Genomic DNA, 14,865 nt, shown 5'->3' with positions numbered 1-14,865 from the left:
ATATTGAAACAGGAGGAAAATATACATGGAACATAAACTTGTGATAGCAGAAAAACCGAGCGTAGCCATATCTATCGCAAAGGTTATCGGAGCGAAAAATAAAAAGGACGGATATTACGAGGGAAACGGCTATAAAGTATCATGGTGCGTTGGACACTTAATTCAGATGGCAAATCCCGATGCTTACGATGAAAAATATGCAAAATGGAAGATTGATGACTTGCCGATTATTACAAAAGAGTACAAATATGAAGTGGCAAAGGCAACAAAGAAGCAGTTTGCAGTCCTAAAAAAACTGATGAATGATAAGGAGATTGATACTGTTATCAATGCCTGCGATGCAGGTCGTGAGGGAGAAGCAATCTTTAGACTTGTATATCTTCAGGCAAGCTGTAAAAAGAAGATGAAAAGGCTTTGGATTTCCTCCATGGAAGATTCTGCAATTAAAGACGGCTTTGATAATCTAAAAGACGGAAATGTTTATGATAATCTCTTTGAATCAGCACAGGCAAGAGCCATTGCAGATTGGCTTGTTGGAATGAATATCAGTAGGCTCTATTCTTGCTTATATAAGCAAAATTATAGTGTTGGCAGAGTTCAGACACCTACCCTTTCCATGATTGTAAAAAGAGATGACGAGATAGCAAACTTTAAGAAAGAAAAATACTATACGGTAGAACTTGAACTTGACGGCTTTACTCTCTCGACAGAACGAATTGACAGCTTGGAAGTGGCGGAACAGCTTAAAAACTTACTCGAATGCAGGATAGAAATTACGGATGTGATACAGACAGAAAAAATTACTAAACCTGATTTGCCTTTTGACCTTACAACACTTCAAAGAGAGTGCAACAAGCATTTCGGATATAGTGCCAAGCAGACACTTGACTATGCACAAAGCCTGTATGAAAAAAAGCTGATTACCTATCCAAGAACAGACAGCAGATGTTTAACCGAAGATATGATTACAAGTACCGTCAATAATATTTTGGGCAAAAACGACTTTGATACAGAGCGTATCAGGGTAGTATTCAACTCTAAAAAAGTTACGGATCACCATGCGATTATTCCGACAGTAAGTTCAATGAGTGAAGATTTATCAAGTATTCCGGAGAGTGAAGCAAAAGTATATAGGCTTATTTCTAATAAGCTCCATGCAAGTGTGGGTTATCCTTTAATCGAGAATACTACTAAGATTGTAGCAACTTTTGACGGCTTTGAGTTTACAAGCTCAGGTAAGGTAATTGTAGATGAGGGCTTTACAAAGTATTTGAAAGAATATATGTCTAAGAAAAATGAGGAACCTGTTTTGCCGGAGATAAATGTGGGCGATGTCCTTGAAATAAAGGAGAAAGAGATTAAAGAAAAGTACACTCAAGCTCCGAAACACTTTACAGAAAATACGCTCTTAAAGGCGATGGAGATAGCCGGAAATGATGGTTTAGATAAGAATGTGGAAGTCGAGAGAAAAGGACTGGGAACACCCGCAACTCGTGCAGGCATTATTGAAAACCTGATTTACAAAGGCTTTATCGAAAGAGATAAAAAGAATCTAATTGCAACCAATAAAGGAATCAGTCTTATAACGATTGTAGCAGATACCTTTAAATCAGCAGAAACAACTGCAAAGTGGGAAATGGAGTTATCAGATATTTCACAAGGAAAATCTTCAAAGGAAGAATTTTTAAATACAATAGAACATGAGATAAGAAATGAGCTATCTCATTACAAAAAGGAGTAGCCCATGTTTGATACGCTAATAAAATTTAGTAAAGATAGAGAAAAATTGGATTTTTATGCTACAGATAAAAGGGCAACCCATGAACTTTTGAAAAGAGAAGAGTTTACATCTTTAGTTTACGAGCCTGCTTGTGGAGAAGGACATATCGGAAAAATTTTAGAAGAACACGGTTATACGGTAAAAGCGACAGATATTTGCTATAGAGGATATGGAGAAGAAAGAGAAGTTGATTTTTTTACAGTAACAGAAAATATATTGGATATCGTAACCAATCCACCATATTTTTGTGCAAGTGAGTTTTTACGACACGCACTTGAAATATCAAGGGAAGGTGTAAAAATAGCAATGCTCTTTCGTTTGGCGTTTTTAGAGGGGCAATCAAGATATGAGTTATTTAGAAAGCATCCTCCAAAGAGAGTATATGTATTTTCCAAAAGATTAAATTGTGCTAAGAACGGAGAGTTTTGGAAATCCAAAAGTAGCGGGATCGCCTTTGCTTGGTTTCTATGGGAGGTGGGATATATCGGATATACAGAATTAAGGTGGATTCGATAGAACAATGGAAAAAATGATTGAAAAAACAAAGGAGGACAGTATGGATAAGAATGAAGTATTACAATCACAGGAAAATAAGACACAAAATGTTATGCAGGAGATTAAAGAGGAATATACAAAAACAGCCGATTTTTTAGAAGAAAACACCGATAAGCAGCTTACAATCGCCAAGGAAATGAAAGAGGAGATGCAAAACAAGGACTTTGATCCAAATATCGAAGAGTTAAAAGCACTCAAAGACGAAATCACCGGATTAAAAGCCGAGATCAAACGATTAAATGAAATGGAAAACATCGGGCTTAGTTCGTTGATTGTACGAGATATCAAGGCGGTAGGGAATACCCTTGTTCATCTGCAAGAAAAAGCGGTTGGAAGTATCAAACATCTGTATGACAACATGAAACATCAGCTTTCCTACAATCTGACGAAAGCACAAGAAAAATTTGTGCAGATGAAAATCGGGATAGTAAAAGGACTTGTAACTTCCATGCAGGATTTTATCAAGGATCAACAAAAGAAACTGGATAGTTGCCTTGAAAAGTTAGATAATCTATCCAAGGAAATCCAAAAAGATGAAGAAAAATTAGGGAAAGACAGTCTGAATAAAGAGGAAAAACCTATAGAAAAAAAGGAACAAAATGAAAGAAAAAAAGAAGGTCAAAAGGAAAAGACAGAGAAAAAACCGTCTGTACTCAAAAAATTAAAAGAAAATCAGCAAAAAATCAAGAAGGAAGAAAAAGTAAGGGCTGTAAAAGTACCTAAAAAAGATAAGGGAATGGAAATATAGTTGAGGTGATCGTTATGAATGACCTCATAAAAAATTATGAAAATATTCCTGATGAACTAAAAAAAGAGAAACGATGGTGTTTGTATAAAATCATTTCAAGAGACGGGAAGAACACAAAATTACCCTTAATGCCAAACGGAAAACCTGCCAAATCCAATGAAAAAACGACATGGAATTTTTATGAAGATTGCATAGCAGCACTTAATCGAAATATTGGTGATGGTCTTGGATTTATGTTGGGAGACGGATATATCGGCATAGATATTGATAAGGTAAGTGATGATATTTTTGTATATAGTATGGATTATCAAGCAAGGTCTATGACAGCCGATTTTTTAAGAGGAATTTCCACCTATGCTGAACTGTCTCCATCAAAAACGGGATTGCACTTTATCGGCAAGGGTAAAGTTCCGGGAGAAAGAAAAAGGCATAAAAATTTAGAGATTTATGATGAGGGGCGATTTTTTACAGTAACAGGGAATGTAATAAAAGATAAGGACAGAAGCCATATCAAACCTATCGAGCAGGAGTTATTACCCCTTTATCAACAGTATATGCCTGCTATGGGCAATCAAATAGAACATAAACAAGCAAGCAATGAACAAGCAAAGAGAAGCACAAAAGAGAATCATTTTATACAAAGATACAGGCAATCATCTAATGATGTATTGGAATTACTTTTTGAAAAAGGATATTTTCATTATACCGGAGAGGATTTAAGAAGAATTTATTACGGAAATTATGAAAGCTATTTTAACAGTAGGTCAGAGGCTGATTTTTTTATGCTTGGGAGACTGCTTTACTATACCGCTGATGTAGAACAAGCCATATCTCTTATGGAAAACAGCGGATTAAAAAGGGAGAAATGGTATAAAAGGCGAGGAAATACCGACTATATCCACTATATTGCAGGTAAGGCGATAGGCTCTATGAATAAATTTTATGATTGGGAAAAAGAATATTCGCAAAAGGAGCAGTCAGAATGGAAAAGACATGAAAATAAGGAAGTAAAGGAGGGAAATACAATGCCAAGATATGGATTTAGCGAAGTCAAACAGATTCTTGATTTTGCAAAAGAAGAATTTAGAGAAAATATAGATAGGTATGAAACCTATCTTAAGGTAGTGGGAAACAACTATAAATATCCGTATTTTAATCAACTTAGCATATATACAGTAAATGAAAAGGCAACAGCCTGTGCGGAATATGACTATTGGAAGAGTATCGGAAGAAATGTAAGTAGGGGAGAAAAGGGGATTCCCGTTTTAGATATTGAAAGGGAAAGGATAAAATATATTTTTGATGTAAGTCAAACAGTGAGCTTAAATCATAATATTTCTGAGGTAAAGTTATGGAAGTATCATAATGAAAAGCATATAGCTGCCTTAGATACTCTGATTGATGCCTTTAAAGAAAAAAACAGTTCCCTTATATTTTCTACAAAAGATAAGATAAATACACTTGTTTCGCTATATACAAGGCAGATATTAAATAAAGTGCTTAATTCTTTAAATGATGAAACCTTAAAAGAAAACAGTAAAGTAAATATACTTCATTTTTTAGAAGAATCCGCAAAGGTGTCGGTATATGAAAGAATGGGACTGCATTTTTTAGGGGATAGGGAAAAATTAAAGCTGCTTTCAGGAGTTTCAAGTACGCAAGACATTGACAGATTGCTTGCTTATGCTTCAAATAATGTAAAAAGAATACTGACAGATATTGGCAGAGAAATTTCAAAAGTGGAAGAAAGAGAAAAGTTTTCAGAAATTCAAAAAAGGGAGCAGACAAACAGCTTTAAGGAGCGTTATAATAATAGTACAGATGAAATGAACGGAACTACCGAAAATATAGAAACAGAAGAAAGAAATAAAGGAGGCTTGGAAGATGAAAGAAACCGTAGTACTGGCGAAGAAAGAATACCTTCTGGAGGGCGAGATTTATACACCGATCGTAAAAGAGAGTCCGTTCGAGAGACAGGGAGGGACTTACAGACTGGAGAAGATGGAGGACGGATCGGAAGTGTTAATTCCGAATATGAAACTGCCGGAGAAACTGAACTTAAGCAAACTGAACCGATTTGGCAAAGCGAGACTGAAATATCTCAAAGAGGAAAGAGGAGAAGATTATCAGATTATGCTGATGGAAGAAACGCTGATGAATCATCTGTTGGACATTCAGGAACAAGTGGAGAATTTCCTAAATATAGAAGAGCCGAAAATGAAAGTGGCTTGGGAGATGACCACAGAAATGCAGGATCAGGACTTTTTGAAGTACGCAGCTTTGAAGAAAAACTTGGATATGACACTGACAAGGATGGCGATGGAACAAATCGTTTGGGCATAGATGAGCATCATGAAGAAAATAAACAGAAAATAGAACAAGATCATATAGGAAATGAAGGGAAAGAAGTCGATAGGGCTTCTTTTTCTTTTGCTCAAAACGTAGGAATTCAGGGAAGATTTGAATTACCAATGCAGCAAGAAGAGATTGATGCCGTTTTGATTCATGGAGGAAACGAGGATCATCTACGATTAAAAATTCTTGCAGAATATTCCAAAGGTAAGAGTGTGGAAGAATTGGCTGATTTTCTTCAAAGGAACTTTCAGGGCGGAAACGGATATGAAGTAGAAGGGAACAAGGTTTGTGCTTGGTACGATACAGAGGGGATCTACCTATCCAATGATGTATCTTCAAGAGAAGAGCCGTCACAGATCCTTTTATGGGAAGAGGCGGCCAAGCGTATTGGGGAATTGATTGATAAGGGAGAATATGCCACCAATGTGGAAGTGGCAGAAGCTTTTTCCTTTGAGAGAAAAGAACTGGCAGAGAAGATATGGTTTTTAAAAGGTGATTTTGCAGATGAAGTAAGAAATAGCTACTTGTCAATTCTCAACAAAGATGAAAAAAAAGGATATCCGGATAAAACCGAAGAACTTGCAGAAAACTTAAAAAATCCTGAATTTAGAAATGTACTAAGGGAAGAATACGAAACCTTTTTACAAGATTATGACAAAAATCCAAGTGTTTTGCGATTCCATTATCATAAAACAAAAGATATTCTACAAAGATTACAGGATTTAGAGATACCAAGAAAAGATTTTATTTCAAATATGATGGAAATTCCAGAGATTAAGGGGTTTATTACAGAAGATGAAATGGATGAAAATCTTAGAAGAGGGAGTGGTATTTCTGACGGTAAGAAAAGAATTTATAACTTTTTTAATGAAAACAACTCTCTTCAAGAGCGAGCGGAGTTTCTAAAAAAAGAATATGGAACAGGAGGGCATTCTCACGCTTTATCCGGTGCAAGAGGGAGTAGTGAGTGGCACGATGCGAAAGGGATAAAGCTTGAAAAAGAACATTGCAAGGATAGTTTTCTAAACTGGAATCAGGTGGCAAAAAGGATACAAACTCTTATTGAAAGTGGAAGATATATAGAGAAGGAAGAGCTTACAGAGCAGACGGAAAACAGGGAAGATATAAAAGAAAATATAGCAGATAGAAATGAGTCTTTCAAAGAAGAATCTGTTTCTGAAATAGGGAATCGTAGAGATTATTGGGTTGTAGAATTTAATGAAGGTTTGGGTCTTATAGAAAAAGAGTATGCCGGAGAACTTGTTACGAAAGAATTGCTTGATGAAATCAAAGAGCTTGACGAAAAAATCAGAGTTCATAACAAAACGGTAAGTGAAGATGAATATGGAGAAATGACTGACGAGTGGGTAGGTTATTCTAAATTCTATTTTGATCATATTGTAGATGGTAAAGTAGAAGAACATTTCAGAATGGATATCGGGGATGGAAATGAGGTAAACCAAAGAGATTTTCAGTATCTTTATGAGCAAATTGAACTGAGCAAGGAAAATAAAGAATACGGGATAGACAGTATAGATAGTGTAGTTAAAGATATTTTAGAAAAAGAGTCTATGACTGTGGTATCGAGTAAAGATGATTATATAAAGCTGTTGCCGTATTTTAGAAATTTTTCATATAGCGATGGTACAAAATTTAGTGTATATAATCCATTTGAGGATAGTGAGAATATATCAGAGTTACTTAGGTTTACTTTTTTCAAAAATACTGACGGAGAATATAGGGCAGTCTATAACAATGCAGACAGTTTGATGTATTCAAGCAATGTAGATTATTTTTTGGAGAAAATAGAGGCTGAAAAGGTAGGATTAGAAGATAATATAACAGAGAAAACTAGGGAAGATAAGGTTGCCGTTAAGGTTGGGAACTACTATGCAGTTGTAGAAAAAGAGAAGGTAAAGGATATATCCTTAGAAGAAATAGGACTTAGAATTTACCCGAAAGAAGATAATGTCGAAGGAAAGATTTATTCGCTATATCGAGGAACAACCTTTGAAGAAAGCACCAAGATTGATGCACTTTTTGATGAGATTGCTACAAGTATGAAAGAAGTGAATCTAACAGATCTTAATGATGTATTTTATCTTGAAAATCAAGGACTATATGAAATTTCATCGGATAAGGTAACGGAAGAAAAAGGCGGTTTTGATTTTGATGTGGCAAGTTTTAATGAACAGTTTCCTGATTATTATAATGATATTTATGTGTATAACAGAAACTTAAAAATAGATGATGCCTATCAAAATATTGCCTATATCAACCGAGAAAATGAAATACATTTTAATGTTAATTTACCGGAAGAAGAAAAAGCAAAGGTATTGGAGTTAAGAGATAAGAAAGAAATTTTATCTGCTCTGATTTTTAAAGAGGTAAAAGATGTAGGAGAATATCAATTTCATCCTCAAAGCGAAGAATTTATTTTAGATGAAAAAAATATATCGGAAAATCTTTTAAAAGTACCGGAGCATATAACAGATAACATTGATGAAAAAGAAGGTTATGAGGCAGAGCTTGTTTTGGATATGAAAAATAAGCAGTTAAGGCAGAATTTAAGATATAACGGATATATGTTAAGTTCCAATCTAGCCATCCAATATGAAAACTACCATGAAATGCTTCAAAATCTTCCTTATCTTCTTGATGATGAACACAGAAATGTTATGCTTACCGGTTATATCAATTGGCAGATTGAAAGAACCAATGAGGGAAAGAATGAGCAGGCAAAAGAGCCAATCTATCAGGAAGGTATGCAGGTAAAATATCAAGGCAAAGAATATGTAATTTCAGAAATTCAGGACTATAAAACATATAGAACGATAAAATTAGATGATAATGAAGGCTATTTAAATGGCTTTATAACGGGTAGCGAAATTATTCCTTTTAGAAATGAAAGTGAACTTGATTTGGAGATTGTATCTACAACAGAGAAGCTGCAAGAACAAAGTATCAATGAGGAAGATCTTATTTTGTTAGATATTGAAGATTACAACAAAAAAGGACTTTCCGTTCTCTTTCAAAATAAAGAATATGAAATTACTGGAAATAATTTTAATTCCGTTGGAATGAGCAGGCTACAACTTGTCTCAAATACAGAAAAACTGCTGACGGAAGTTTTATATACCCCCAAAAGACCGGTTGCAAACCTTTATGCAAAAAAAGCTCTCCTTGAACGCTTTAATTTAAATGATAAAAATAGTGAAAAAAACATTGAAACAAAGCAAATGTCTTTAACGGATATTTTAAAAGAAAAGGACAACTTAAAGGAAAAAGAAGAAATTTCAAGTAAAAAAGAACGTGTACCTGTCAATATAGGGGCAAAAGTAATCTATCAGGGAGAAGAATATACGGTCAGTGCTTTTCAATATAATGATGTTTTAGAAAAAAATGATATATGGTTAAATCCTATATCAAAGAATAATCATCAAATTCCGATTGTAAGTTTCTCTGATAGAAAAGAGCTAAATGAAAAACTCATTGTTATTGACACTAACCTTAACTTAGGAGAAGATAAGTCAGAACTTTTACACCATAGTTTAGATGTAATAAATGATAAAGGGATTGTGATTGCCAATCAGTTTATTGTAAATGTGGATAATCAAAATAGGGAATTTACAGTATATAGTGAACAAAATCCTAATAACCATAGAGAATTTAAACTCTCTTTCGATTATCTAAATGGACTTGGGGAAATTGATGGTGATGGAAATAATTTAAAATTAACGAAGCATAGACAAGAAACCATTGATAAGAAATTAGAAAGTTATGTTTCTTGGAAAGAGAATAGGAAAGAAAGATATGCCCCTGATGATGAATATATGGGAAGTATTCCTCCAATCAATTACAAAACAACAGGAGAAGATGAGATCTTGCCACCTTCAGAAAGACTAAAAAATAACATAGAAGCCATCAAAGTTTTAAAAGAAATCGAAGAAAGACATAGTCATGCAACAAAGGAAGAGCAGGACATATTAAGCAAGTATGTCGGATGGGGTGGACTTTCTGATGTGTTTGATGAAGAAAAACAGGGACAATGGAGTAAGGCAAGAGATTTTCTAAAAGAAAACTTATCACAATCTGAATATGATGCAGCAAGAGAAAGCACTCTTACTGCTTTTTATACACCAAAGGTTGTAATAGATAGTATCTATAAGGCTCTGTCCAATATGGGATTTGAAAGTGGGAATATTTTAGAACCCAGTATGGGAACAGGCAGATTTCTTGGTAATCTTCCGGAGAGTATGCAAAGTAGCAAATTTTATGGAGTGGAACTTGACAGTATTAGTGGTAGGATAGCAAGTAAGTTGTATCCTAACGCTAACATACAGATAAAAGGCTTTGAAGAAACAACTTTTTCAAACAATTTATTCGATATAGCGATAGGAAATGTACCTTTTGGAGAATATAAAATATCGGATCGTGAGTATGAAAGAAACAACTTTCTTATCCACGATTATTTCTTTGCCAAAACCTTAGATAAAGTACGTTCCGGTGGAGTAGTAGCCTTTATAACCTCAAATGGAACAATGGATAAAAAAAGTGAAGATGTCAGAAGATATATCAGTGAACGAGCAGAGTTTTTAGGAGCAATTAGATTACCGAATAACACGTTTAAAGGCGAAGCTGGAACAGAGGTAACAAGCGATATACTTTTCCTTAAAAAAAGAGACAGATTACTAAAATTAGATGAAGATTGGATAAAACTCGATACTGATGAAAAAGGGTTAAGTTATAATAAATATTTTGTAGACAATCCGGATATGGTGCTTGGAAATATGGAAGAAGTATCAAGCAGATTTGGAACAGCCTTAGCCTGTATTGCAGATGAAAATATTACACTCAAAGAACAGCTTGAGGCAGCTATTAAAAACATTAAAGGAAGCTATGAGAAGGTAGAATTAAATAATGAATTTGAAACAGAAACCATTTTGGCTGATGACAGTGTGAAAAACTATTCCTATGCAGTAATTGATGACAAGGTATATTTTAGAGAAAACTCCATTATGCAAAAATTGGATTTAAATAAAGTTGATGAGGAGAAAGTAAAGGCATATCTTGAAATCGAAAAAACTTTAAGACAGGTAATTGCCTATCAAAAAGAAGATTACTCCGATACAGAAATTAAAGAAAAACAAGAGGATTTAAATCGTCTTTATGATGACTTTTCTAAAAAATACGGAATTTTAAACAGTAAGGCGAATAAAAAGTTGTTTCGTGAAGATGCGAACTATTCTCTCCTTTCCACTTTGGAAAAGCTGGATAAAGAAGGAAGCTTTATAGAAAAATCCGATATCTTTACGAAAAGAACGATAAAAAAAGCCGTTGCGATCACTCATACAGATAATTTGACAGAAGCACTTATCCTATCTATTTCTCAAAAAGGGAAAGTCAATTTTGACTATATGGAAGAGCTGACCGGAAAATCAAGGAAAGAAATCATTGAAGGTTTAAAAGGAGAGATTTTCCTCAATCTCGATCGCTTTGAGCCGAGTGATACGACTCCTTTTTCTTCAGCTGTAGATTTAGGAGATTTTTCAAGATCCTATGTAAGTGCAGATGAATACCTTAGTGGAAATATCAGAGAGAAGGTAGAAGTCATCGATGCCTATATCAAAAATATTGAACAGGAGATTGTTCAATATAAAGATATGACGAAGAAAAGTGAGAATGAAGCTGAGATAAATGATACGGAAAAATATCTTGAAGAAGAAAATCAAGTTTTACGAAATGAACTGTTAAATCTAAACTACCAAAAAGACAAACTGCTTGAAGTAATGCCAAAAGAACTGGAAGCTTCGGATATTACGGTAAGAATGGGAGCGACTTGGATACCTGAGAAAGATTATAAGAGTTTTATGTTTCATCTGTTAAAGACATCTGCTTCAAACAGATGGAATATTGATATCAAATATACCAACTTTACAGGGGAATACAGAGTAGAAGGTAAAAGTATAGATAAAGGAAATGACCTTGCTAATTTCACATACGGAACAAGCAGGGTAAGTGCATATAAACTGATTGAAGATACATTGAACCTTAGAGATACCAATGTATATGATCAAATTGTTGATGAAAACGGAAAGAAAAGTTCTGTATTAAACCAAAAAGAAACTATGCTTGCAAGGAGTAAGCAGGAAATCATCAAAGAAGAGTTTAAAAACTGGATTTTCGATGATATAGACAGAAGAACAAGGCTTGTCAAAGAATACAACGAAAGGTTTAATTCCATAAGGCTTAGAGAATATGATGGAAGTAATTTAACTTTTGACGGAATGAATCCTGAAATAGAACTTAGATCTCATCAAAGAGATGCGATTGCACGAGGACTCTTTGGAGGAAATACCCTGCTTGCCCACGAAGTCGGTGCCGGTAAGACTTTTGAGATGATAGGGATTGCGATGGAATCTAAAAGACTTGGAATGAGCAGTAAAGCGATGTTTGTCGTTCCCAATCATATTGTAGAACAGTTTGGTAGAGAGTTTAATGAACTGTATCCGGCAGCCAATATTCTTTGTGCAACAGAGAAAGACTTCACACCGGATAAGAGAAAGAGATTTTGTTCAAGGATTGCTACAAGCGATTACGATGCGGTAATTATAGGGCATAGTCAATTCGAGAGAATTCCAATCTCTAAAGAACGACAAGAGTATGAACTACAAAGTCAAATTGATGAAATTGTAGATTTTATAGCAGAATATAAAAGGGACAGAGATCAAAAATTCACGGTAAAACAGCTTGAAAAGACTAAAAAAGGTTTGGAAGCAAAACTTAAAAAACTGAATGATGATTATAAAAAAGATGATGTTGTAACCTTTGAAGAATTAGGGATAGATAAGCTATTTGTAGATGAGGTACAGGCGTTTAAAAATTTGTATGTTTTTACAAAAATGCGTAATGTCGCAGGAATTACAAGTACAGATTCTCAAAAATCAAGCGATATGTTGATGAAATGTAGATATATGGATGAGATTACAAATAATAAAGGGATTGTATTTGCAACAGGAACCCCTGTAAGCAATTCGATGGCAGAGCTTTACACCATGCAGCGTTATCTTCAGTATGATGAGCTTAAAAAAATGCACCATCAGCACTTTGATTCTTGGGCATCTACCTTTGGAGAAACGGTAACGGCGATTGAACTTAATCCTGAAGGCAACGGATACAGAAGTAAGACCAGATTTGCGAAATTCTATAACCTTCCGGAACTGATGAATATCGTAAAACAGTTTATGGATATAAAGACATCTGACGTATTAAATCTTCCTGTTCCAAATGCCCATTATGAAACCATAAAGACAAAGCCGACACAAGAACAAAAGGAGATACTCAAGTCTTTTTCCGAAAGAGCGGATAAGGTTAGAGAAAAGCAGGTAGATTCAAGTGTTGACAATATGCTGCTTATCACCAATGACGGAAAGAAAATGGCACTTGACCAAAGGCTAATCAATCCCCTGCTTCCTGATGATGAAAATTCAAAAGTAAATGCTTGTGTAAGCAATGTATTTAGTATATGGGATAAATATAGGGATAAGAAGTCTACACAGTTAGTTTTTTGTGATATGTCTATACCAAATAAAGATGGGTTTAATGTATATGATGATATAAAGGAAAAGTTAATCAAAATGGGAGTACCGAAAAATGAAGTAGAATTTATCCATATTGCAAAGAATAATAAAGAAAAAGATGCTATTTTTGATAAAGTTAGAAAAGGTGAAGTAAGAGTATTACTCGGTTCTACCGGTAAGTGTGGAGCAGGAACAAACTGTCAAGACAAACTGATAGCAATCCATGATTTAGACATACCCTGGAGACCTGCGGATCTTTCTCAAAGAGCAGGTCGTATTGTAAGACAGGGTAATGAAAATAGTGACGTTCGTATCTTTAGGTATATAACAGAAAATACATTTGATGCCTACCTTTTCCAAACTCTTGAAAATAAACAAAAATATATCTCTCAAATTATGACCAGTAAAACACCTGTACGTGTTGCAGAGGATGTCGATGAGGCAACTTTGAATTACGCGGAAATAAAGGCTTTAGCTACGGGAAATCCACTTATTCGTGAGAAAATGGATCTTGATGTCGAGGTAAGTAAACTTAAAATGTTAGAATCCAACTTTAAGTCAAATCTATATAAAATGGAGGATAAGGTCGCAAAGGTATATCCAAAAGAAATAGAACGCCTAAAAGAAAAAATAGAAAATTTGAAAAAAGATATAGAAAAAGTAGAGCCATACGGAGATGAAAAGGCGGCAAAAACAGAAGAATACACTCAGACTGCTTTTGGGAATATAGGTGAAAATAATAAAGAAAAAGAAACAGAGGGAATGGCAGATAAAGAAACAGTATCAAAATTCACCTCTTTAACTTTAAACGGACGAAAATATACCGATAAAAAGCAAGCTGGAGAGTTCTTAATCAACAGGATAAAAGGAATAAAAAAATCAGAGGATTTTCGCTTTGAAGAAGTGAAAATCGGAGAGTATAGAAACTTTGATTTATTCGTATATTATGACAGTTTTTCTAATCAGTATAAATTCAATCTCAAGGGAGAAGAAAGCCACTATGGAGAGTTTGGAACGGACGAAATCGGAAATATAACAAGAATGGATAATGTCCTTGATAGAATGCCTGAGAGATTGGAGCAGACACTTGGAAAACTTAAAGATACCGAAAATCAACTTGAAACGGCAAAACTTGAAATTGGGAAGAAATTTCCACAGGCAGAGCTTTTAAAAGAAAAAACATTAAGACTTGCTGAGGTAAATCATTTGCTTGATATGGGACAAAAAGAGGATATAAAAGAAGAGAAAAATCCACTTTTAGAAGAAGTAAAGGAAGAACTGATTCATTTTCTAAACAAAGAATATGACGAAGCACATAGTATAGAAGATTTTGATACAATGTTTTCTGATTTGACAGATATAGGCTTGGCTTATACGACTACACCGGATGAAAAACATGAGATACAAACAAGTCTTGATTTAATCAATTACAAGATGAATACCTATGTAGATAATACTTTAATTGACAGTTTTAGTTACACCTATGATCCGCTTGATGCAAGTGATACAAAGGAACTTATACAAATAAAAACAGGTATTGAATTTTGGGATTTTAATGAATTGGTATATGTTGATGAAGAAAAGTTAAAAGCAGAACTTGGACTTGAAATTGATGACGACGGTAATTTCTATGATCCGCTCTCAAAGGACATGGATTTAGACGGAGTAATAGACAGGTACGATGCAGATTTTAGAGATAGCAATGTTCAAAATGTTGGTGATTTTGATAAAAGAGAAAAGCGTTCGGTAGTAGGAAGATTAAACGAGTATAAGGAGCAAATCAATCAAACAGAAAAAAGAGAAAATAAGGCGGAATGCTTTGAGGAGGTGAGATAAACCTTATTATA

The 14,865-nt window shown here is 34.4% G+C and carries 5 protein-coding genes and 1 pseudogene; all 6 read left to right on the top strand.

All coding sequences use genetic code 11. From position 1 onward, the window contains the following. The first annotated feature begins 25 nt into the window (after nt 1–25). The 6 genes and pseudogenes from HMPREF0389_RS02225 to HMPREF0389_RS09380 all read left to right on the top strand — a co-directional run bounded on the left by HMPREF0389_RS02225 (nt 26) and on the right by HMPREF0389_RS09380 (nt 14,854). Entirely contained in the window at nt 26–1,741 is a 1,716-nt protein-coding gene (locus HMPREF0389_RS02225) for a DNA topoisomerase 3 (RefSeq protein WP_014262114.1), read from the top strand. Between the two features lie 3 nt (nt 1,742–1,744). Then, on the top strand, nt 1,745–2,296 hold the full coding sequence (locus HMPREF0389_RS02220) for a hypothetical protein (protein ID WP_014262113.1): 552 nt from the start codon (nt 1,745–1,747) through the stop codon (nt 2,294–2,296). Between the two features lie 40 nt (nt 2,297–2,336). Then, complete coding sequence (locus tag HMPREF0389_RS02215) at nt 2,337–3,083, top strand: hypothetical protein (protein ID WP_041250944.1); 747 nt, start codon at nt 2,337–2,339, stop codon at nt 3,081–3,083. A 14-nt stretch (nt 3,084–3,097) separates the two neighbouring features. Further along, nucleotides 3,098–4,018: pseudogene (locus HMPREF0389_RS09345) on the top strand (phage NrS-1 polymerase family protein); the annotation flags it as partial. Nucleotides 4,019–4,967: 949 nt separating this feature from the next. Then, nucleotides 4,968–5,426: a TnpV protein gene (locus HMPREF0389_RS09340; protein ID WP_156775283.1), complete on the top strand. Its 459-nt coding sequence runs from the start codon at nt 4,968–4,970 to the stop codon at nt 5,424–5,426. A gap of 128 nt (nt 5,427–5,554) precedes the next feature. After that, nucleotides 5,555–14,854: a helicase-related protein gene (locus tag HMPREF0389_RS09380; RefSeq protein WP_456297490.1), complete on the top strand. Its 9,300-nt coding sequence runs from the start codon at nt 5,555–5,557 to the stop codon at nt 14,852–14,854. Nucleotides 14,855–14,865 lie beyond the last annotated feature (11 nt).

It is taken from the genome of Filifactor alocis ATCC 35896 (assembly GCF_000163895.2).
GTDB classification, from domain to species: Bacteria; Bacillota; Clostridia; order Peptostreptococcales; family Filifactoraceae; genus Filifactor; species Filifactor alocis.
This window is presented reverse-complemented; position numbering and strand designations above follow the sequence as displayed.

Excerpts from the sequence above, each read along its gene's own strand:
- HMPREF0389_RS02225 (WP_014262114.1), top strand. The coding sequence starts at position 26 with ATGGAACATAAACTTGTGATAGCAGAAAAACCGAGCGTAGCCATATCT.
- HMPREF0389_RS02220 (WP_014262113.1), top strand. The coding sequence starts at position 1,745 with ATGTTTGATACGCTAATAAAATTTAGTAAAGATAGAGAAAAATTGGAT.
- HMPREF0389_RS02215 (WP_041250944.1), top strand. The coding sequence starts at position 2,337 with ATGGATAAGAATGAAGTATTACAATCACAGGAAAATAAGACACAAAAT.
- HMPREF0389_RS09340 (WP_156775283.1), top strand. The coding sequence starts at position 4,968 with ATGAAAGAAACCGTAGTACTGGCGAAGAAAGAATACCTTCTGGAGGGC.
- HMPREF0389_RS09380 (WP_456297490.1), top strand. The coding sequence starts at position 5,555 with ATGCAGCAAGAAGAGATTGATGCCGTTTTGATTCATGGAGGAAACGAG.